This is a genomic window from Blautia sp. 210820-DFI.6.14 (assembly GCF_020558815.1).
Taxonomy (GTDB): domain Bacteria; phylum Bacillota; class Clostridia; order Lachnospirales; family Lachnospiraceae; genus Blautia_A; species Blautia_A obeum.
Map to the genome: position 1 here is coordinate 1 of NZ_JAJCKS010000029.1, position 21,317 is coordinate 21,317.

At 41.4% G+C, this 21,317-nt stretch carries 18 protein-coding genes and 1 tRNA gene; 18 read left to right on the plus strand and 1 reads right to left on the minus strand.

Going from position 1 to position 21,317, the window contains the following annotated elements:
- Positions 1-142 precede the first annotated feature (142 nt).
- The 11 genes from LI112_RS15195 to LI112_RS15245 all read left to right on the plus strand — a co-directional run bounded on the left by LI112_RS15195 (position 143) and on the right by LI112_RS15245 (position 11,003).
- Positions 143-1,462: an aspartate kinase gene (locus LI112_RS15195; protein WP_144368579.1), complete on the plus strand. Its 1,320-nt coding sequence runs from the start codon at positions 143-145 to the stop codon at positions 1,460-1,462.
- A gap of 232 nt (positions 1,463-1,694) precedes the next feature.
- Entirely contained in the window at positions 1,695-1,922 is a 228-nt protein-coding gene (locus LI112_RS15200; protein WP_005425170.1) for an HPr family phosphocarrier protein, read from the plus strand.
- 112 nt (positions 1,923-2,034) lie between these two features.
- Complete coding sequence (locus tag LI112_RS15205) at positions 2,035-4,395, plus strand: ATP-dependent DNA helicase (RefSeq protein ID WP_144368580.1); 2,361 nt, start codon at positions 2,035-2,037, stop codon at positions 4,393-4,395.
- Positions 4,396-4,558: 163 nt separating this feature from the next.
- Positions 4,559-6,007, plus strand: coding sequence for a serine hydrolase (locus tag LI112_RS15210; protein WP_117638952.1), 1,449 nt, complete (start codon positions 4,559-4,561; stop codon positions 6,005-6,007).
- 141 nt (positions 6,008-6,148) lie between these two features.
- A complete protein-coding gene (locus LI112_RS15215) occupies positions 6,149-6,835 on the plus strand; it encodes an iron-containing alcohol dehydrogenase (RefSeq protein WP_117997207.1) in 687 nt (228 codons plus the stop codon).
- Positions 6,836-6,837: 2 nt separating this feature from the next.
- Positions 6,838-7,317 carry a 2-C-methyl-D-erythritol 2,4-cyclodiphosphate synthase gene (gene ispF, locus LI112_RS15220; RefSeq protein ID WP_117638954.1) on the plus strand — a complete coding sequence of 160 codons (480 nt, stop codon included), beginning with the start codon at positions 6,838-6,840 and terminating at the stop codon, positions 7,315-7,317.
- A gap of 59 nt (positions 7,318-7,376) precedes the next feature.
- Positions 7,377-8,786 carry a cysteine--tRNA ligase gene (gene cysS / locus LI112_RS15225; protein ID WP_117638955.1) on the plus strand — a complete coding sequence of 470 codons (1,410 nt, stop codon included), beginning with the start codon at positions 7,377-7,379 and terminating at the stop codon, positions 8,784-8,786.
- Complete coding sequence (locus LI112_RS15230) at positions 8,771-9,196, plus strand: Mini-ribonuclease 3 (RefSeq protein ID WP_005425180.1); 426 nt, start codon at positions 8,771-8,773, stop codon at positions 9,194-9,196. The genes cysS and LI112_RS15230 overlap by 16 nt, the downstream gene beginning before the upstream one ends.
- Positions 9,193-9,936 (plus strand): 23S rRNA (guanosine(2251)-2'-O)-methyltransferase RlmB, encoded by a 744-nt coding sequence (rlmB, locus tag LI112_RS15235; RefSeq protein ID WP_005425181.1) that lies wholly within the window; start codon positions 9,193-9,195, stop codon positions 9,934-9,936. Before LI112_RS15230 ends, rlmB begins: the two co-directional genes overlap by 4 nt.
- A 13-nt stretch (positions 9,937-9,949) precedes the next feature.
- Positions 9,950-10,543, plus strand: a complete 594-nt coding sequence (sigH, locus tag LI112_RS15240; RefSeq protein ID WP_005425182.1) for an RNA polymerase sporulation sigma factor SigH — start codon at positions 9,950-9,952, stop codon at positions 10,541-10,543.
- Between the two features lie 130 nt (positions 10,544-10,673).
- Positions 10,674-11,003: a hypothetical protein gene (locus tag LI112_RS15245; RefSeq protein WP_117638956.1), complete on the plus strand. Its 330-nt coding sequence runs from the start codon at positions 10,674-10,676 to the stop codon at positions 11,001-11,003.
- 123 nt (positions 11,004-11,126) lie between these two features.
- On the opposite strand, the gene LI112_RS15250 is transcribed toward LI112_RS15245, so the two are convergent.
- Positions 11,127-12,791, minus strand: a complete 1,665-nt coding sequence (locus LI112_RS15250; RefSeq protein ID WP_173904952.1) for a glutamine--tRNA ligase/YqeY domain fusion protein — start codon at positions 12,789-12,791, stop codon at positions 11,127-11,129.
- Positions 12,792-12,989: 198 nt separating this feature from the next.
- Here LI112_RS15250 and LI112_RS15255 point away from each other — a divergent pair.
- The 7 genes from LI112_RS15255 (at position 12,990) to htpG (ending at position 21,044) form a co-directional block, all read left to right on the plus strand.
- Positions 12,990-13,062: transfer RNA gene (locus tag LI112_RS15255), tRNA-Thr, on the plus strand.
- 170 nt (positions 13,063-13,232) lie between these two features.
- The gene (locus LI112_RS15260; RefSeq protein ID WP_022388099.1) at positions 13,233-13,823 is read left to right on the plus strand and encodes a nucleoside triphosphate pyrophosphatase; all 591 of its coding nucleotides are present in this window, start codon (positions 13,233-13,235) and stop codon (positions 13,821-13,823) included.
- 4 nt (positions 13,824-13,827) lie between these two features.
- A complete protein-coding gene (locus LI112_RS15265) occupies positions 13,828-14,493 on the plus strand; it encodes an HAD family hydrolase (protein ID WP_005425188.1) in 666 nt (221 codons plus the stop codon).
- Positions 14,486-15,292: an HAD family hydrolase gene (locus LI112_RS15270; RefSeq protein ID WP_118235654.1), complete on the plus strand. Its 807-nt coding sequence runs from the start codon at positions 14,486-14,488 to the stop codon at positions 15,290-15,292. The genes LI112_RS15265 and LI112_RS15270 overlap by 8 nt, the downstream gene beginning before the upstream one ends.
- Complete coding sequence (locus LI112_RS15275; RefSeq protein ID WP_005425190.1) at positions 15,292-15,549, plus strand: hypothetical protein; 258 nt, start codon at positions 15,292-15,294, stop codon at positions 15,547-15,549. The genes LI112_RS15270 and LI112_RS15275 overlap by 1 nt, the downstream gene beginning before the upstream one ends.
- A 246-nt stretch (positions 15,550-15,795) precedes the next feature.
- Complete coding sequence (locus tag LI112_RS15280) at positions 15,796-18,846, plus strand: hypothetical protein (protein WP_227190992.1); 3,051 nt, start codon at positions 15,796-15,798, stop codon at positions 18,844-18,846.
- Between the two features lie 134 nt (positions 18,847-18,980).
- Positions 18,981-21,044 carry a molecular chaperone HtpG gene (htpG, locus tag LI112_RS15285; protein ID WP_173899672.1) on the plus strand — a complete coding sequence of 688 codons (2,064 nt, stop codon included), beginning with the start codon at positions 18,981-18,983 and terminating at the stop codon, positions 21,042-21,044.
- The last annotated feature ends 273 nt before the right edge of the window (positions 21,045-21,317 follow it).

The window sequence follows — 21,317 nt, forward strand, 5'->3', positions numbered from 1 at the left end:
AAAATTAGTTTTTTATAAAGAAATACTTGCAAATCCCTGTGTTTTTCAATACAATAAAAGACAGATTTTCTGACTGAAAAGAAAAAACTGCTGTGAGGGAATGTGACAGCGGTAGGAAAACAGAAGGGTGAGAAGTATTATTATGAAAAAGGTTGTAAAATTTGGAGGAAGCTCTCTGGCCAATGCGGAACAGTTTCAGAAGGTTGGAGACATTATCAGAAGCGAGGAGAGCAGACGTTATGTGGTACCGTCCGCACCGGGTAAAAGATTTTCCGCAGATACAAAGGTAACAGATCTTTTATATGCATGTTATGATAAAGCAGAAGCAGGTGAAGATTTCAGCGATATTCTTACAGAAATCAAAAGCCGCTTTTATGAAATCATTAAAGGACTGAATCTGGATCTTTCTCTTGAAGAGGAATTCAGGCAGATTGAAGCAGATTTTAAGGCACATGCAGGAAAGGAGTATGCTGCATCCCGTGGAGAATTTCTCAATGGTAAAGTAATGGCTGCATACCTTGGATATGAGTTTATTGATTCTGCGACAGTTATTCGATTTGACAAAAACGGAAATTTCGATGCCGATAAGACTGACAAACTTCTTGCCAAACGACTTCAGAAATGCGAAAGAGCTGTTATTCCAGGATTTTATGGTGGAATGGAAGATGGAACTGTTAAGACGTTTTCAAGAGGCGGTTCTGATGTTACAGGTTCTCTGGTGGCAAAAGCAATTCATGCAGATATTTATGAAAACTGGACAGATGTTTCCGGATTCCTGGTAACAGATCCGAGAATCGTTGAGAATCCGGCAGTGATCGAGACTATCACATATCGGGAGCTTCGAGAGCTTTCTTATATGGGAGCAACTGTTCTTCATGAAGATGCAATCTTCCCGGTTCGTAAAGAAGGTATTCCGATCAATATCCGTAACACAAACCGTCCGGAAGACAAGGGAACGTTTATTGTAGAGAGTACCTGCCGCAAGCCGAAATATGTGATTACCGGTATTGCAGGCAAAAAAGGTTTCTGTTCGATCAATATTGAAAAGTCCATGATGAACAGTGAAGTTGGTTTTGGAAGAAAAGTTCTTCAGGTATTTGAAGACCAGGGAATCAGCTTTGAACATGTTCCATCCGGAATCGATACGATGACGATTTATGTTCATCAGGATGAGTTTGAAGAAAAAGAACAGCAGGTAATCGCAGGTATTCATCGTGCAGTACAGCCGGATTTTGTGGAAATGGAGTCCGATCTTGCACTGATCGCGGTGGTAGGACGTGGAATGAAATCTCAGAGAGGTACTGCAGGACGTGTATTTTCTGCACTGGCACATGCCCATGTTAATGTTAAAATGATCGATCAGGGATCCAGTGAGCTGAATATTATCATTGGTGTGGAAAACAGAGATTTCGAAACAGCTGTAAAAGCAATTTATGATATTTTTGTTCTGACACAGATGTAAATAAGAAAAATCGGAATAAAAAGAAAGATCCGGCGCCGAACCGGATCTTTTTCTCTTTCAAATTTTGTTCAAATATGATAGAATTCCACTAGAAAAAATCACAAAAATTTGTGCTATAGAAATTCAAAATTATGAAATTTATTGAAAAATATGAATAAAATTTTAAGTCTGTTGACAAATTCTCCTCGTAGTGACAAAATACGCCTAAAGTCTGATACAGGAGGATAAGCATATGGTTGAAAGACATATTAGATTAAATGCGACGGAAGATGTAAAGGAATTTGTAAATGAAGCCACCAAATGCGATTTTGATATCGACATTTCCTATAACAGAATTATTATTGATGCCAAATCCCTTTTAGGTATTCTGAGCATGGATCTTACCAGAGAACTTACAGTAAGATGCTATGGTGAGAGTCAGAGATTTAATGAAGTAATGGCAAAATTTGCTGTAGCATAATAGGTGAACAGTAAACAGGGGCGCGTATTCCGGGAACGGGTATGCGCCTTTTTGTGTAATAAGATACTGAGCTGGCTTTATGAATGGCAGCATTTTTATAGAAGGCAGGAGAATGATGGAAAAACCGGTAATCCGTATTTCGGTTCGTAACCTGGTAGAGTTTATATTAAGAAATGGTGATCTGGAAAGTGGCGGCACAGCAGGCGATAAAGAAGCAATGCTGAAAGGAAGCCGCCTGCACCGAAAAATCCAGAAGCAGATGGGAAGCCACTATCAGGCCGAAGTTTCACTGAAAAAAGACACAGAATATGAGGATTTGATCCTGCGGGTGGAAGGACGTGCAGACGGAATTTTTACGCAGAATGAGAAAATCTGCATTGATGAGATCAAAGGCGTGTATAAGAATCTGGAACTGCTTGCGGAACCGGTTCTGGTACATCGTGCACAGGCGCTCTGCTATGCCTGGATCTATCTGGATGATCATGGATTGGAAGAGATTGATGTTCAGATGACGTATGCACATTTGGATACGGAGATGATCAAGCGTTTCAGGGAAACGATGACCAGGGAAGAACTGGAGAGCTGGTACCAGAGACTGTTGGATTCTTATCACAAATGGCTTTCTTATCAGATGAAATGGCGAGAGGAACGAAATCGGTCGATGGAAAAACTGGAATTTCCATTTACTTATCGAAAAGGACAGAAAGAGATGGTTGCGGGGATTTACCATGCAATTTCCAGAAAAGAACAGATTTTTATTCAGGCGCCGACTGGTGTTGGTAAAACGATGTCCGCTGTTTTTCCGGCGGTCCGTTCAATTGGAGAGGGAAAAGCGGAAACACTTTTTTATTTGACAGCCAGGACGATTACAAGGACTGTTGCACAGGATGCATTTGAAATTCTGAGAAAGAACGGGTTACTTTTTAAGACAGTTACGATCACAGCGAAAGAGAAGCTTTGCTTCTGCGAAAAACCAGAATGCAATCCAGAGACATGTCCCTATGCGAAGGGGCATTATGACAGAATCAACGATGCAGTATATGAATTGTGGACAAACGAGCAGTCGTTTGACAGGGAAACGATTCTTCGACAGGCAGAAAAATGGCAGGTATGTCCGTTTGAAATGAGTTTGGAACTGTCTGTCTGGATGGATGCAGTTATCTGTGATTATAATTATGTATTTGATCCGAATGTATATCTGAAAAGATTTTTCGGAGAAAATATATCTGGTAAATACCTGTTTCTGATAGACGAGGCTCATAATCTTGTAGAAAGAGGACGGGAGATGTACAGTGCATCAATCTGCCTTGAAGATACAATACAAATACGAAAATTTATAAAACCCTACAGTCAGAAACTGTGGAAGAAGCTTGGAAAAGTGGTCAGTCAGCTTAAAGAATTGCAGAATGGATGTGATTCCTGGAAGGTACAGGAAAATGCGGGGGTACTTCCGATCAGTCTTCTGTCTGTACAGGGAGAGATGGATCAGCTTTTGGAAGAACCGCCGACACAGGAAGTGACGGATGGGATTCTTGATTTTTATTTCACAGTGCGGGATTTTTTGAATATATCAGAACTGGTGGATGAAAATTATGTAGTCTATACGGCAGTCGGAGAAGATGGCGGATTTTATATGAAGCTGTTTTGCGTCAATCCTGCGGGAAATCTGCAGAAATGTCTGGATAAAGGAATCAGCACGGTATTTTTTTCTGCGACTTTACTGCCGCTCAAATATTACAGCAGGATGTTGAGCACAAGGAAAGAAAATTTTGGGATGTATGTGGAATCTCCGTTTGAACAGAAAAACAGATGCCTTTTGATCTGCAGGGATGTGAGCAGTCGGTATACCAGAAGAGGATATGAAGAATACCGAAAGATCGCGGAATATATTGCAAGAATGAGCTGGCAGAAAAAAGGAAATTATATGGCGTTTTTTCCATCTTATAAGCTGATGGATGATGTATGGCAGGTTTATCAGGAGGAATTTTCCTCGGGATGGGTGAGATGTATCTGTCAGCATGCTTCAATGACGGAAAGAGAAAGAGAGGAATTTCTTGAAGAATTTACAGAAGAAAGTGCAGATACGCTTGTCGGTTTCTGTGTGATGGGAGGAATTTTTTCAGAAGGAATCGACCTGATCGGAAATCGTCTGATCGGAGCGGCTGTCATTGGAACTGGTCTGCCACAGGTGAGTTGTGAGCGCGAAATCCTGAAAGAATATTATGATGCAAAAGGAGAGCAGGGGTTTGATTATGCGTATCGTTATCCCGGAATGAACAAAGTATTACAGGCAGCAGGCAGAGTCATACGGACCAGAAAAGACAGGGGGACGATTCTTCTGATGGATGAAAGATTTACAGGTCGGGACTACAGGATGCTGTTTCCCCGAGAATGGAATGATGCGGCTGTCTGCATTCTGGAAAATGTAGAACAGCAGCTTGGAGCTTTCTGGAAAAGGGAAGAAAAGAAATAAACTGGTAGAAAGAAGATGCCGGGAATCTGACAAAATATGTCTGCTTGACAGAAAGAAAATATCAGGTATACTATGTTCAATTACTATTGAAAAGAAGATGCAGAAGAGATTGAAAATACTGTGAACAAAGCATCAGAAAGAATATACAAAAAAGGAGAAATACATGAAAACTGGAAACAGTTTGAGAAGATGGAAATTTTTGACAGCTGGACTGACTGTAATGACATTGGGAATGTCCGGGATACTGCCAGTATCGGCAAGCAGCATGCTTTCTGTAACGGATGAAGCACAGATTCGTCCGATCAAGGATGGTTCAGAAAAGTATCTGATGAAAAGTGATGGATTTTACTGTCTGAAAGATGATGGAAGTAAGGACGATACAGCAGCAGTTCATTATTTTGATCATGTCAAAATAGATGGAACCGTTTTGGATGGCTTTTATTATCATGATGAAAGTGGCTGCTTTCAGGCTGGCAGTTCACATATGGTGAAGCTCACAAAACTCAGCTGCTCAGAAAATCCAGATAATGCAGAAGAGCCAGTGGAATTTGACGGATACTATATGGTCAATAATCTGGGTAAACTGACGGCAGCACCGCAGGTGCGCTATATCAGTAATTATACGGTCGATAAAACAACCTATGACGGTTATTATTATTTTGACGAAAATGGCAAAATGGTCACGGAACCGGGAACACATGAATTGGAAATGACTTCGAACGGACAGAAGTTTTCAGGGCTTTATTATTTTGGAGGAACAAATGGAGTGCTGGTGCAGGAAGCCGGCATGACAGAAGATGGATTTCCGGTAGATGAGACTGGCAAAGTGACCGGTATGGAAGATCTTGGTATCGATACGTTGAAACCACAGCTGGAAGCCATGATTTCCGGATATGACGGGGAATGGAGCGTTTATGTAAAAGATCTTGAGAGTAATGAAGATTTTGCACTGAATGATAAACCATTATACTCGGCAAGTCTGATCAAAGCATTTGTTATGGCAAAAACATATCAGGATATGGATGATGTTCTGAAAAATGAAGCTGCACAGATGAAAACAACAGTGGATAATACAAAAGTACAGGACAAAGTGAATACACTTCTGTGGAACATGATCACGGTCAGCGATAATGAATCCTGTAATGAACTGGGAAGATTGCAGTCAGATACATATGATTTTATAGATGGGGCAAAACAGGTAAATAAATATCTGAAAAAAGAGGGATATACGAAGACCAGTTATCAGAGCACACTGCATCCGTCAGCATCGAAACGCATTACACTTGGTGGGCATAATCAGACAACAGTTACAGATTGTGGAAAACTTCTTGAACGGATCTACAGAGGAGAATGTGTGAGCAAAGAGGCATCAGAAGAGATGTTGGATCTCCTGAAAAATCAGCAGAATACATCTAAGATTCCGGAAGGACTTGGTGTAGACGTTCCAACTGCTAATAAGACTGGTGAGACGGATGAAGACCAGCATGATATCGCAATTGTATATGGAACAAAAACAACATATATTCTGTGTGTGATGTCGGAGAATGCGTCCAATGCAATCGCCAACATTCGAAACATATCCAGAGTTGTCTATAATTATCTGAATCTGTAGTTGCTGTGTACGATGGCTTTCGTTGATTTTTTCCGGAAAATCATGTATAATAACGGAATGTAATAAAATAGGTTTTTTGTCTGCTGACATGACAGTGCTGAATGATGGCAGATGACAGTAAATACAGGAGGAGAGAAATAAATGCGAGTCGATGCAGATGACTTTGCCCGACCTTGCGGGGACGGGAAAATGCACCATGAAATAAAGGAAATACTGATTGAACCAGGAGCTGTAAATGCGCTTGAAGAAGCTATGTCAGAGGGATTTCTTAAAGAATATATATCTCCGCTTCTGATCTGTGACACAAATACGTGTAAGGCAACGGAGAAACTTATGGAAGATATTTTTGACCGATGTCAGGTTCTGGTTCTGGATGCGGATGATCTTCAGGCAGATCAGCATGCAATCGAAATTGTTGAGAACTATATGGATGAGGATATTGATCTGATTCTGGCTGTTGGTTCGGGTACTGTGCACGATATCAGCAGGTATGTGGCTTTTCAATATAAAATTCCTTTTATTTCCGTCCCCACAGCAGCAAGTGCTGAAGGCTTTGTATCTACAGAAGCAGAGATGGTCTGGAATGGTCAGAAAAAAATGATAGCCGCGGAAGCACCAATTGCCGTATATGCAGATACGGATATTTTTGCAAACGCGCCGACAGAACTGAACCTTTCCGGAGCAATAAGAGTGAACAGCAGTGATACATATCTGACCGAAAGAAAGATATCAGAGACACAGATCAAAGAAGGAGATCCGGATACCTGTGAGAAACTGATGTATGTATTGCTACGGTCTGGTGTTGCCGGTCAGGCAGAAGGAGAATGATTATGAGAGTTGGAATGGGTTATGACGTTCATAAACTGACGGAAGGACGGAAACTGATCCTGGGTGGAGTAGATATTCCGTGGGAAAAGGGACTCCTTGGACATTCTGATGCAGATGTATTGATCCATGCAGTCATGGATGCATTGCTTGGAGCCGCTGCACTTGGAGACATCGGCAAACATTTTCCAGATACAGATCCGGCTTATAAGGGGATTTCCAGTATTAAACTGCTGGTTCATGTGGCGGAACTGCTTAGGAAGCAGGAATATGCAGTAGGAAACATTGATGCAACAGTGATTGCACAGAAGCCGAAAATGGCACCACATATTCCGCAGATGCGCAAAAATATGGCAGATGCACTTGGAATTCCGGAATCAAAGATCAATATAAAGGCAACGACAGAAGAAGGACTCGGATTTACCGGAAGAGGAGAAGGGATTGCTTCTCAGGCAATCTGCCTTCTTATCGAGAAACAGGACTGATCTGCAGGGAACAGTTTTCTGGGATTCTGTTAAGAAGTAATATATCGGAGGAAAGAGACATGAAACTTTTTAATACAATGTCACGAAGAAAAGAAGAATTTGTACCTCTGGAAGAGGGAAAGGTACGTATGTATGTGTGCGGACCAACAGTGTACAATCTGATCCATATCGGAAATGCAAGACCGATGATTATTTTTGATACGGTACGACGTTATCTGGAATATAAAGGATATGAGGTGAATTATGTATCCAACTTTACAGATGTAGATGACAAAATCATCAAAAAAGCAATTGAAGAAGGTGTGAGCGCAGAGGAAATCTCACAGCGTTATATTGCCGAATGCAAGAAGGATATGGCTGGAATGAATGTAAAACCGGCCACCACACATCCGCTTGCGACGCAGGAGATTGACGGAATGATCGATATGATCCAGACACTGATCGACAAAGGATATGCATATCCGGTAGCCGATGGTACTGTATACTTCCGTGTAAAGAAATTTAAAGAATACGGTAAACTTTCACATAAAAATCTGGATGATCTGCAGTCAGGATTCCGTTCCCTGCAGGTATCCGGTGAAGATCAGAAAGAAGATCCGCTTGACTTCGTACTCTGGAAACCAAAGAAAGAAGGGGAACCGTTCTGGAAATCTCCATGGTGCGACGGAAGACCGGGATGGCATATTGAATGCTCCGTTATGTCCAAGAAATACCTGGGCGAGGAGATCGATATTCATGCCGGTGGTGAGGATCTTGTATTCCCTCATCATGAGAATGAGATTGCACAGAGTGAATGTTGCAATGGAGTTCCATTTGCAAAATACTGGATGCACAATGCATTCCTGAATATCGATAACCGTAAGATGTCAAAATCTCTCGGAAACTTCCGTACAGTTCGCGAGATCGGAGAGCAGTATGATCTGCAGGTGCTTCGTTTCTTCATGCTGAATGCACATTACAGAAGTCCGCTGAATTTCAGTGCAGATCTGATGGAATCATCAAAAAATGCGCTTGAGAGAATTACAGAAGCAGCAGCAAGACTTCGTGACCGTCAGGCAGCAGCAACCGTACAGGAAGCAACAGAGGACGAGAAGAAACTGATGCAGGAAGAGGCTGCATTTGTAACAAAATTTGAAGAATCCATGGATGATGATTTCAATACAGCAGATGCACTTGCAGCAGTATTTGAGCTTGTTAAATTTGCAAATACCAATGTACAGGAAGGCAGCTCAAAAGAATTTACAGGACATACACTTGAAGTTATGACAAAACTCTGTGATGTTCTCGGACTGACTCTTGAGAAGAAAGAAGAAATCCTTGATGAAGAGATCGAAAACCTGATCGCAGAGCGTCAGGCGGCCAGAAAGGCTAAAGATTTTGCAAGAGCTGACGAGATCAGAGGTCTGCTCCTGGATAAGGGGATTGAGCTGAAAGACACTCGCGAGGGCGTAAAATGGAAACGAATCTGATACAGCTGAAGGAACTGTTTCATTTGGAAGACCAGGATCTGCGGAGTTATTCTCCGCTGACACTGGCATATATCGGAGATGGAGTTTATGAACTTATTATTCGGACAATACTTGTTAAGAAGGGAAATTGTCCGGTAAACCGTCTTCACAAAAAAGCGAGCAGTCTCGTAAAGGCTGGAGCACAGTCTGCGATCATGGAAGTCATTGAAGAGGAACTGACACCGGAAGAACTGAGTGTTTATCGGAGAGGGCGTAATGCACATTCTCCGACAATGGCGAAACATGCGACGATGGCAGATTATCGCAGAGCAACAGGATTTGAGGCTCTGATGGGATATTTATATTTGAAAGAGGATTACACACGGATGCTCACTTTGGTCCGTATGGGAATCGGAGAGGACATATTATGAGTGAACAGATAGAAGGACGTAATGCGGTGCTGGAAGCTTTCCGTTCTGGCAAATGCGTAGACAAGCTTTTTATTCTGGATGGCTGTCAGGATGGTCCGGTAAGAACGATCGCGAGAGAGGCACGAAAGACAGACACCATTATTAACTATGTAAGCAAAGAGAGACTTGATCAGCTCAGTGAGACGCATGCACATCAGGGCGTGATTGCGCAGGTTGCTGCTTATGATTATAGTACCGTGGATGAAATTCTTGCAAGAGCAGAGGAAAAAGGTGAGGCACCGTTCCTTATTATCCTGGATAATGTGGAAGATCCGCATAATCTTGGAGCAATTATCCGTACCGCAAATCTTGCAGGAGCGCATGGAGTGATCATTCCAAAAAGACGTGCAGTGGGACTGACTTCTACAGTAGCAAAGACTTCCGCCGGTGCGATCAATTATACACCAGTTGCCAAGGTGACAAATATTGTAAGAACAATTGAAGAACTTAAAGAAAAAGGCATCTGGTTTGTTTGTGCGGATATGGGTGGTGAGACTATGTATGACCTTGATCTGACAGGACCAATGGGACTTGTGATCGGAAATGAAGGAGAAGGTGTCAGCCGTCTGGTAAGAGAAGCATGTGATTTTACTGCATCCATACCAATGAAAGGTGATATAGATTCTCTGAATGCTTCTGTGGCAGCAGGGGTCCTTGCATATGAGATTGTAAGACAGCGACTGGCAAAAGCAGGTAAATAAAGGGGAAACTTATATGGGCCGTTATGACCAGTACAGTGATGAGGAACTGATTGTCAGGCTGCGAGAAGGAGAGACAGAAATCTCGGATTACCTGATGGAAAAATATAAAGAATTTGTCCGCAAAAAGGCAAGAGCCATGTTCCTGATCGGGGGAGAGACAGATGACCTGATTCAGGAGGGCATGATCGGTCTTTTTAAGGCAATTCAGAATTATCAGGCAGATAAAGAAACTTCTTTTCGTACGTTTGCGAGTCTGTGTATTGACCGGCAGCTTTACAGTGCAGTTCAAAATTCCAACAGACAAAAGCATCAGCCGCTGAATTCGTATGTTTCATTGAGTGATGAGAATGAGTCTGATCATCTCGAGGGATCCTGGTCAGAAGATCCGGAAGCACTTATTATTGATCAGGAAAGTACAAGAACTCTGGAACGCGAGATCACGAAAGTTTTAAGTCCGATGGAGAATAAAGTCCTGGATTATTATCTCCGGGGATACGGGTATGTGAAGATTGCAGAGATTATGGGAAAAACACCGAAATCAATTGATAATGCGCTGCAGCGTATCCGTGGAAAAATACGCAATTTTTCTGCACCTGTACAAAAGTGATGTTCTGTTATGCACAGAAACACTTTTCCCTTTCCTTTTTTGGATAAAAGTAGTAATATTATAACAATATCACATTGGAATATCAAAGAGAGTTCTCTTGGATATGAAAGTATGAAAGGAGAAGCATAATATGGCAAAGATCAATAAATATTGGGGATATGTAGCAGTTGGAGCGGTAGCTGCCGCTGCGGCAGGAGCTATCGCAGCACTTGTACTGAAGAAAGATCCGTTAGATGATTTTGATGACTTCGATGATGATTTCGAAGATGAGGCAGGCGAAGAAGAAACTGCTGAGAAAGAAGAAAAGAAAGAAACAAGCGAAGATTTTGCATCCTGGGATGAAGCAGAAGAAGCTGTAGAGAAAGCAGTAGAAGAAACTGCTGAAACAGCAGATGCAGAAGAGGCTGTTGAAGAAGTGATCCAAGAAGAAAAAGAAGACGAAGATACAGAAGAGGAATAAATAATCCTTCATGGATAAGTAGAACTGCTGTTTTATGAATGCACTGCATTTGTAGGACGGCAGTTTTTTATGTTAAAAAGAGAGACAGACCTTTATGGTCTGCCTCTCTTGAAATAGTTGTGTTTATTTAGGAAGTCTGAAAGAACTCTTCAGAGATACGATACGGTTAAATACCGGAGCACCTTCTTTAGAATCATGAATATCTGCACAGTAGAATCCGTTTCTTACAAACTGGAAACTGTCATAGACTTTTGCTTCCATAAGAGCCGGCTCAACATAAGCAGTGACAGTTGTAAGAGAGTTTGGATTTACGTTCAGAGAACCATCTTCTTTGTTGTATACACCTTTTTCTTCGTCTACAATGTTTTCGTAAAGACGTACAGTTGCTTCTTTGGCATTTGTAGCTTCTACCCAGTGAATCGTTCCTTTTACTTTACGTCCGTCCGGAGCGTTTCCGCCTTTTGTTGCCGGATCATAAGTACAATGTACAACTCGTACTGTACCGTCATCATCTGCTTCATATCCTGTACAGGTTACAAAATAAGCATTCATCAGACGTACTTCTGTACCAACGAAAAGTCTCTTATATTTACGTGGTGGATCGATCATGAAGTCATCGCGTTCAATATATAATTCACCGCTGAATGGAATCTTACGGGTTCCAAGTGCTTCGTTTTCCATGTTATTCGGAGCATCGAGATATTCAACCTGTCCTTCCGGATAGTTGTCGATCACGAGCTTGATTGGATCCATAACTGCCATCATACGAGGGCGTTTTAATTTCAGGTCTTCACGGATACAGTACTCAAGCATTGCATAGTCTACGGAGCTGTTTGCTTTGGAGACACCGCAGAGATCTACGAACATTTTGATGGATTCCGGTGTAAAGCCTCTTCTGCGAAGAGCTGCGATGGAAACAAGACGTGGATCATCCCATCCGTCTACGATTCCGTCTTCAACCAGTTTCTTAATATAACGTTTACCTGTTACGACGTTGGTCAGATACAGTTTCGCAAATTCAATCTGTTTCGGCGGATGTGGGTATTCCAGCTCACGAACGACCCAGTCATAAAGCGGACGATGGTCTTCGAATTCCAGTGTACAGATGGAGTGTGAGATTCCCTCGATAGCATCCTCGATCGGATGAGCAAAGTCATACATTGGATAAATGCACCAGGTGTCGCCGGTTCTGTGGTGGGTCATATGAGCAACACGGTAGATGACCGGATCACGCATGTTCATGTTAGGAGATGCCATATCGATCTTGGCACGAAGAACTTTTTCTCCATCGGCATATTTGCCTTCTTTCATTTCTTCAAAAAGCTGGAGATTTTCTTCAACAGAACGGTTACGGTACGGGCTCTCTTTTCCAGGTTCTGTCAGAGTTCCACGGTACTGGCGGATCTCATCGGCAGTCAGGTCACAGACATAAGCTTTTCCTTTTTTGATCAGTTTGATGGCTGCTTCATACATCTGTCCAAAGTAATCAGAAGCAAAGAAAAGTCTGTCCTCCCAGTCAGCACCAAGCCATTTGATATCAGCTTTAATAGATTCTACAAATTCACTTTTTTCTTTTGTAGGGTTTGTATCATCAAAACGCATATTAAACTTGCCGTTGTATTCCTGGGCAAGTCCGTAATTCAAAAGAATGGATTTGGCATGTCCGATATGGAGGTATCCATTAGGCTCCGGTGGGAAGCGGGTGTGTACGGTATCATAAACACCCTCTGCAAGGTCTTTATCAATGATGTTTTCAATAAAATTTTTAGAAACGGTTTCGTTTTCCATCTCTTTCCCTCCTGAATGTTTCTTTAAAGGTTAATCATATCATAAAAACGCCGGATTTAAAAGATTTCAAGAGAAAAATATCGAGAAATAAATGTAAAAAAACACAAAGGCAAAAAAAACAAATTGCCTGTTGACAGGGTATGCTTTTTCTGTTAATATTATCAACTGTGAGCGACAGAAATGTCCGCTTATGGAAATGCTGCTGTGGCTCAGTCGGTAGAGCGTCGCCTTGGTAAGGCGGAGGTCACGGGTTCGATTCCCGTCAGCAGCTTTATTTTTTTGCAAAAATGAAAGTTGGCATATATTCCTTGCAGATATGGGAATTGGTGCCGACTTTTTTTACATTTTCACGGTTGCACGATGTTAGGTGACAGGGTATACTGTTACAGAAGTAAATGCTTTGATTTACACAAACAGAAAACAGTAGAAAAGGGATATTATATGAGAAAAATCATACTTGCTTCTGCTTCACCAAGACGCAGAGAGCTTCTGGCGGCAGCCGGTGTTATTTTTCAGGTATGCGCAGCTGACGGAGAGGAAAAGATTACTTCGGATAAACCAGAAGAAATCGTTCGAGAGTTGTCGGAACAGAAAGCAACTGCAGTTGCACTGAATTTTGATATGGAAGAGGGGACGGTTGTGATCGGAGCAGACACAATTGTTTCTTATAATAATGAAATCCTCGGAAAACCGGTCGATGAGTCCGATGCATTTAAGACACTTAAAATGCTTCAGGGAAATATACATCAGGTATATACAGGGGTAACAGTTTTGATAAAGAAAAATGGAAAATGGGAGAATATCTCATTTTCTGAGAGTACAGATGTTTCTTTCTACCCGGTCTCCGATGAGGAAATCAGAACTTATATTGCGAGTGGTGAACCAATGGACAAAGCCGGAAGCTATGGTATTCAGGGCGGATTTGGCATTTATGTGAAAGAAATCCGGGGAGAGTATACGAACGTAGTGGGATTGCCGGTTGGCAGACTTTTTTATGAAATGAAGAAACATGGGATTGAATTAAGGGGATAAACAAATGATAAAGGCTTGTATTTTTGATCTGGATGGTACTTTGGCAAATACACTGGAGTCAATGGCTTATGTGGCAAATGAGATTTTAAAGAGTATGAATCTCAAACCACAGCCGGTGGAAAACTTTAAATATTACAGTGGGGAAGGGGCGGATATGCTCATTCGCCGCTGTCTGAAAGATGCCGGTGATCCGGAACTGACACATTATGAAGAAGTTCGCAGGATTTACAGAAAAAAATTTGATGAAGATCCATTATACAAAGTTGTACCATATGAAGGCATTAAAGAAATGCTGAAGGAGCTGAAAAAACGTGGAATGAAGCTGGCAGTCTGCTCGAACAAACCACATGTGGCAGCTGTGAAAGTAATAGAGAAGATGTTTGATGGGTATTTTGACTTTGTGATCGGACAGAGTGATTCAATACGAAGAAAACCAGCTCCGGATGGTCCTTTGAAAGCGGCGTCAGAATTTGGCGTATCTCCATCAGAGTGTATGTATGTAGGTGACACCAAAACAGATATGGAAACAGGAACTGCTGCAAAAATGCATACGGTAGGAGTACTCTGGGGATTTCGTGACCGTGAGGAACTGGAGAGTAATGGTGCGGAAAAAGTAGCTGAGAAACCACAGGATTTATTATATATATGCGAGGAATGGAAAAATGATTAAACTTGTTGCAAGTGATCTGGACGGAACTTTACTTTTTAAGGGGGCGCAGAGCCTTCCGGAAGAAATTTTCCCACTGATCAGACAGTTAAAAAAAATGGGAATACTGTTTGTGGCTGCAAGTGGACGTCAGTATGCAAATATGAAAAAAATGTTCCGGCCAGTAGTGGATGATATGGCGTTTATCAGCGAAAATGGCGCTCTTGCTGTGTATAATGAAAAAGTTCTTTATCAGGACAGTTTTGAACAGGAGCTGGTCCGTGAAATCGCAGAAAGTATTTATGACAAAGAAGGATCAGAATTTACCTGTTCCACGAAAGATTTTTACTATATCAGACCGAAAACAGAACATTTCAGAGATCTGATGATCAATGTCGTTGGAAATGTCTGCAAAGAAATCAATAGCTTTGAAGAAATCACGGAACCGTGTATGAAACTGGCAGTATATGAAAGAGGCGGACTGCAGGACGATACGATTCATTACTGGAATGAACGCTTTGGGGACAAATGTACAGTTGTGACTTCCGGAACAGCATGGGTGGATTTTATTCCTTTTGATACCAATAAGGCAAAAGGCGTTGAAAAATATCAGGAGATTCTGGGAATCAGACCGGAAGAATGTATCGTGTTTGGCGATGAATACAATGATATTGCCATGCTGAAATCTGTTCCGTACAGTTTCGCAATGGCACATGCCAAAGATGGAGTAAAACAGGCAGCGGCATATGAAACGGAGAGAGTTGAGACAATACTAAAAAAGCTGATTACGGCGAAAGGAAACATTGAGGAGGTATTGAAATAATGTATACAGAAGAGAGTATTGAGGTTTTTTTGAAAGAACAAGGCAGACTTTATGATGAACCGGTAGCTGAGACTGTGGAAGAAGCGGAGGAATTTCTGGAAGACTGCATGGCTGTTGAAGTAAAAAATATCAAAGAAGTCAGAAAGTATCTGGATGAAGCAGGAGCAGATGTCAGTGGAATGTCTGATGAGGAACTGGAAGAAGCATGTGAAGTTTTTACACTTCCATCCGGTGGCTATCTGATCGTGGAAGGATAAGAAAATTCATAAAAAAGACGTATATCCCTGGTCGATAAGTAATATGACCGGGGATATTTTTGTGTAGAGGAACAATGTGGTAATGTAACAGTTCTGTAAAATACAAATTACATTCGATAAAAAACCTGTGTTATAATTTTTTACAGGAGACGGGGTATAGATACCGACAAAGAATTAAAGAAAAGTTAAAGTCGAATTCTATAAGAAATAAATCAGGACAGAACAAATCTAAAAGGAGGATGAATCATGCGGAAAGAGAGAATTCTTGCAGTCATTATGTCGGTGCTTCTGGCATTGTCGATGATTCCTGCAACAGTGTTTGCAGCAGAAATTCCAGCACTGGATGGTAAATTGAAGATTCAGGGAACTGCAGCAGAAGGCAGAACATTGAGTGCGGAATTTAAAGAAGTAAAGCCAGAGGGAGTGACGGAGGATGATGTTGCCTATCTCTGGGAGAGAAAAACAGTTGAGGATGAGGAAATAGAGAAAGCAGGGGAGAAGCCTGAACTGAAAGAACTCGGAAAAGACAAGACTTATACAGTAACACAGGATGATATTGGTTCCAAAATTGTCCTGACGGTCACCGGCAAAGAAGAAAATGGTTATACCGGAAGTCTGAAAGTTGTATCAGATACAGTAATAGATGCGCAGATTGCTGCTGGCCAGGAGGCAAAAGCAGCAGAAGAAAAGGCTGCCGCTGCAGATACTGCTGAACAGCAGGCTGCACAAGAAACAGAAAATGAACAGTCTCAGAATACAGATGCTTCTGCTGATACAGAAGAAACAACACAGACTGGTGTGTCCGAGGATACAGACACAACCTATCAGGAGGATTCTACACAGGCAGGAACTGAGAATATAGAAGGCATTCCCGCTGCTACAACAGATGAAGAGAAGCAGCAGAGTGAAAGTGCAGGTTCTGAATCTGTGGATGGTATTCCGGAAGCAACAGAAGACGGCACATATGGACAGACAAATGATGCAGCAGATACTGCGGACTCTCAGGAAAACAACGATACGGGAAAAACGGAAACTCCAACAGCAGATGCAAGTATCGTCATTGGAGATGGAAATTCTGAAGTTGTAGATTTTGGAACTGTGATTTCCGGTCAGGAAGACAGTATACAGGCACAGTATGTAACGGTAACGAATACCGGCAATACTACGTTGAATTTTACAGATATCAGTCCGGAACATTTTATGGTTCAGGATATTTCAGATCCAATGGAACAGAATAGCAGTCAGCAGCTGTGGATCGTACCGCGTGCCGGGATAGCAGCAGGAGAGTATGATGATACGATCACATATACCAGTGAAGAAGGTGTAGAAGTTTCGTTTGAAGCAAAGATGACAGTCGAGGCAGCAAAGGATGATGCACAGAACGGCAACGGACAGGATGATCAGAAAACAGATACAGGAAATACATCAGATCCGACAGCAGATGATCAGAATAAAGGTGATGAAACTCCGGCGGACAGTACAACAGATCCTTCGAATGATGCGAACACTTCAGATGGCGGAAATAATGGAAGTACCACAACAGAAGTTACACTGGCAGTAGATGATACTGTTGCAGAGTCCGGGTTGACATTTAAATCTACAGAAAGCCAGCAGATCACTGTAAAAAATAATTCCGCACAGGCAGTGAAAGTAGCTGCTTCTTCAACAGGTGCGGCGCCTGCAGTGACAATAGATCCTTCCGAACAGGAGATTCCGGCTGGTGAAAGTGCGACATTTACAGTTACACCGGCAGAAAATCTGGTAACAGATACTCCTTATCCGGATAATATTTTGTTCGCGGATAAGAATAACAGCGATAATAAGATCATAGTTCCTGTGAATGTTACGATACCTGCTCCGGCAGTGAGCAATGTTACACGCGATCCTAAAGATGGTCCTGACTTTGGAACATTGGTAGATGGATATACAGAACTTCCGGCGCCTCAGACGATCACACTGACAAATGAAGGAAATGCAGATGCTGTTCTGTCTGATGCAGTCAGCAGTACAGGCGCAGCCCAGGGACAGTATTTTGATATTACCTGGCAGGCACAGACTGTTAAGAGCGGAGATAAGGCTATATTTACAATTCAGCCAAAGATCAATCTTACAGCGAATGCGACTCCTTATACAGAAACATTTACGATTACAGATGCTACAAATGGAAAGAGCATTCCGATCACTGCGACAGTTACAGTAAATCCATCAGATCCTTCTCTGAATGTATCTGAATCAATGCTCGATTTTACAACTGCAAAGCAGGGATATGGTGAGATTGCACCACGGGAGTTCATGGTCACGAACAATGGAAATGTGACAGAAACACTGGAACAGCCGGCACTGACAAATTTTACGGTTTCTGTTAATCAGCTTACACTGGCACCGGGATCAACTGCTGTTTATACAGTGCAGCCTAAGACCGGACTTGATGTGGGCGCTTATTCAGAGAATCTTAAGATTTCTTCATCTTTGGATAAATCGGTTACAGTGAATTTTCAGGTTGTGAAGGGAAATGCAGTTCTTACGAAGATCCAACAGCCGGCAGCAGTTACCGGACTTGCAAATGGAACGAAGAAGGATGCTTCCTCGCTGAAACTTCCATCTACTGTAGTGATTGAAACAACAGAAGGAAGTATGAAAGCAGCAGTTTCATGGAATGTGAAAGAAGCTTCTTATAAGCAGTCCAGTACAGATGCTCAGAAATTTACCGTATCCGGTACCGTGACGTTACCTTCCGGAGTGGATAATGATAATAAGATCAGTCTTGCTACTTCTGTGGAAGTCAGCGTAAATGCATACAGTGCAAAAGTTGCATCTGCAGAGAATAATAAGATTACAGGCATTGATGTAAATGGAGTTTATACTACACAGACAAAGATTTCCTTTACAGCAGTTGGTGCTGGAATGGATAATAATTCTCCGAAAAAAGGAGACACCCGTTATGTTCCGCAGAGCTGGACAGTCATTAATACAAATGTCTGGAACGCCGCACCATATACTGCGTCTTTTGGACTGGCACAGAGTGGGGATTATACGCTGAAAGTTGCTTTTGTACAGCAGCAGTATGATGGAAGCAGCTGGAAAGCAACAGGAACAATGGATACCAGACAGGTATCTTTCAGCATCGCAAAAGCCAAAGTGACTGCTCCTGGAACAAATCTTACACCTGCAGCGAACAGAAAGAGTTCCGTAAAAACAGGTGATAATACACCAATCCTTCCATTTGTATGTATCCTGATCATTGCGGCAGGTGCGATTGGCGGAGTGGTATTTTACAAAAAGAAAAACAAAAAATAAAAAAGAAATGAAAAACGATAAAAGTTTTGTTAGCACTCATTTAAAATGAGTGCTAATTTTTTTCTTGACTTTTGGAAAAAAGGGGATTAGTATATAGAAAAACGAAAAAAAAGAATCTAAGGAGTGTGGATAATATGGCTGAAAAGCACGGAAATTTATCAATTAACAGTGAAAACATTTTTCCTATCATAAAGAAATGGCTGTATTCTGACCATGATATTTTTGCTCGAGAACTGGTATCCAATGGTTGCGATGCCATTACAAAATTAAAGAAACTTGAAGTGATGGGAGAATATGCTTTCCCGGATGATTATAAACCGGCAGTGCAGGTCGTTGTAGATTCTGAAGCAAAGACTTTGAAATTTATCGATAATGGTATTGGTATGACTGCTGATGAAGTAGAGGAATATATTACACAGATCGCATTTTCCGGTGCAACAGAATTTCTGGAGAAGTATAAAGATAAAACAACGGATGACCAGATGATCGGTCATTTCGGTCTGGGATTCTATTCTGCATTTATGGTAGCAGATGAAGTGCATATTGATACTCTTTCTTTTAAAGAAGGTGCAACAGCAGTACACTGGACATGCGATGGTGGTACAGAATATGATATGCAGGATGGGGACAGAACAACAGTTGGTACAGAGATTACGCTGTTTCTGAATGATGAAAGCCTGGAGTTTTGTAATGAATATCGTATGCGTGAAGTCATTGAGAAATATTGTTCTTTCATGCCGGTAAATATTTATCTGTCTAATGCAAATGCAGAGCAGGAATATGAGACAATCGACGAAGCTGATCTGAGGGATGACGATGTTGTTGTTGAGCATATTCATGAAGATGCAAAGACAGAAGAGAAAGAAAATGATAAGGGTGAAAAGGAAGTTGTAGAGGTTTCTCCTGCACGTGAGCGTGTAAAGATCAACAAACGTCCGGTATCTTTAAGTGATCCGAATCCGTTGTGGATGAAACATCCGAATGAGTGCTCTGATGAGGATTATAAAGAATTCTACCGTAAGGTATTTATGGATTACAAAGAGCCATTGTTCTGGATCCACCTGAACATGGATTATCCGTTTAACCTGAAAGGTATTTTATATTTCCCGAAGATTAATACAGAATATGATTCTATTGAAGGAACGATTAAATTATACAATAACCAGGTATTTATCGCAGATAATATTAAAGAAGTTATTCCGGAATTCCTGCTGCTTCTCAAAGGCGTGATCGATTGTCCGGATCTGCCGCTGAATGTATCCAGAAGTGCACTGCAGAACGACGGATTTGTACAGAAGATCTCAGAGTATATCTCCAAGAAAGTTGCGGATAAACTGACAGGAATGTGCAAGACAGACCGTGAATCATACGAGAAATACTGGGATGATATCAGTCCATTTATTAAATTTGGCTGCATCAAGGACAGCAAATTTGCAGAAAAACTTCATGACTATATTCTTTTTAAAGATATTGATGGCAAATATCTGACATTGAAAGACTGTATAGAGCAGAATAAGAAAGAAGATGCAGCAGAGAAGGCAGAAGATACAGAGAAAAAAGAGAACTCTGAAAATAAAGATGAGGCTAAAAACAAAGAACCGGAGAAAACCACAATTTTCTATGTGACAGATCCGGTACAGCAGAGCCAGTACATCAATATGTTCAGAGAAGCAGGAAAAAATGCAGTTATTCTTTCTCACAATATTGATACAACTTTTATCTCTCACCTGGAACAGAAAGATCAGACAATTCAGTTCAAGAGAATTGATGCAGATGTGACAGAAGAACTGAAGGGTGAAGGTGCAGCAGATGAAAATACTGCAAAAACTCTGACAGAATTATTCCGTAAGAATTTGAATATGGAGAAACTGGAAGTTAAGGCAGAGAATCTGAAGAATGAATCTGTTGCAGCAATGATGACACTTTCGGAGGAAAGTCGTCGTATGCAGGATATGATGAAGATGTACAATATGTACGGAATGGATCCTGGAATGTTTGGCGGTCAGGAAACTTTGGTGCTGAATGTGAGTCATCCGCTGGTAAAATACCTTGCGGAAAATCAGGAGTCTGAACATGCAGCAGTAATCTGCCAGCAGTTATATGATCTTGCAATGTTGAGTCATAAACAGTTATCGCCAGATGAAATGACCAAATTTGTACAGAGAAGCAATGAAATTCTGATGCTTCTTACAAAATAAAAGCAAAAATTTAAAGACAATATAAAAAGAATCCCGAATATTTTCTTTTATGTGGAAAAAAATCGGGATTTTTTTATATTTTGTTGACAAAAAACAATAAATTCTATATGCTGAAATTGTATGGCGAACCTATGATTTTGTAGTTATAACATGAATAGTGTGACTCTTAAAATGTCGTTTTTTTTCGAAGAACCACGAGTTTGGTATGGAAAAGAAAAATAAGAAAAAATTGTCGTATAATAATGACAAAACAGGAAAAGGCGGAGGGAGAGC

Excerpts from the sequence above, each read along its gene's own strand:
- LI112_RS15245 (WP_117638956.1), top strand. The coding sequence starts at position 10,674 with ATGGCAAAGATCAATAAATATTGGGGATATGTAGCAGTTGGAGCGGTA.
- LI112_RS15275 (WP_005425190.1), top strand. The coding sequence starts at position 15,292 with ATGTATACAGAAGAGAGTATTGAGGTTTTTTTGAAAGAACAAGGCAGA.
- cysS (WP_117638955.1), top strand. The coding sequence starts at position 7,377 with ATGAAACTTTTTAATACAATGTCACGAAGAAAAGAAGAATTTGTACCT.
- LI112_RS15280 (WP_227190992.1), top strand. The coding sequence starts at position 15,796 with ATGCGGAAAGAGAGAATTCTTGCAGTCATTATGTCGGTGCTTCTGGCA.
- LI112_RS15230 (WP_005425180.1), top strand. The coding sequence starts at position 8,771 with ATGGAAACGAATCTGATACAGCTGAAGGAACTGTTTCATTTGGAAGAC.
- LI112_RS15270 (WP_118235654.1), top strand. The coding sequence starts at position 14,486 with ATGATTAAACTTGTTGCAAGTGATCTGGACGGAACTTTACTTTTTAAG.
- LI112_RS15195 (WP_144368579.1), top strand. The coding sequence starts at position 143 with ATGAAAAAGGTTGTAAAATTTGGAGGAAGCTCTCTGGCCAATGCGGAA.
- LI112_RS15250 (WP_173904952.1), bottom strand. The coding sequence starts at position 12,791 with ATGGAAAACGAAACCGTTTCTAAAAATTTTATTGAAAACATCATTGAT.
- ispF (WP_117638954.1), top strand. The coding sequence starts at position 6,838 with ATGAGAGTTGGAATGGGTTATGACGTTCATAAACTGACGGAAGGACGG.
- LI112_RS15210 (WP_117638952.1), top strand. The coding sequence starts at position 4,559 with ATGAAAACTGGAAACAGTTTGAGAAGATGGAAATTTTTGACAGCTGGA.
- LI112_RS15215 (WP_117997207.1), top strand. The coding sequence starts at position 6,149 with ATGCGAGTCGATGCAGATGACTTTGCCCGACCTTGCGGGGACGGGAAA.
- rlmB (WP_005425181.1), top strand. The coding sequence starts at position 9,193 with ATGAGTGAACAGATAGAAGGACGTAATGCGGTGCTGGAAGCTTTCCGT.
- LI112_RS15200 (WP_005425170.1), top strand. The coding sequence starts at position 1,695 with ATGGTTGAAAGACATATTAGATTAAATGCGACGGAAGATGTAAAGGAA.
- htpG (WP_173899672.1), top strand. The coding sequence starts at position 18,981 with ATGGCTGAAAAGCACGGAAATTTATCAATTAACAGTGAAAACATTTTT.
- LI112_RS15265 (WP_005425188.1), top strand. The coding sequence starts at position 13,828 with ATGATAAAGGCTTGTATTTTTGATCTGGATGGTACTTTGGCAAATACA.
- LI112_RS15260 (WP_022388099.1), top strand. The coding sequence starts at position 13,233 with ATGAGAAAAATCATACTTGCTTCTGCTTCACCAAGACGCAGAGAGCTT.
- LI112_RS15205 (WP_144368580.1), top strand. The coding sequence starts at position 2,035 with ATGATGGAAAAACCGGTAATCCGTATTTCGGTTCGTAACCTGGTAGAG.
- sigH (WP_005425182.1), top strand. The coding sequence starts at position 9,950 with ATGGGCCGTTATGACCAGTACAGTGATGAGGAACTGATTGTCAGGCTG.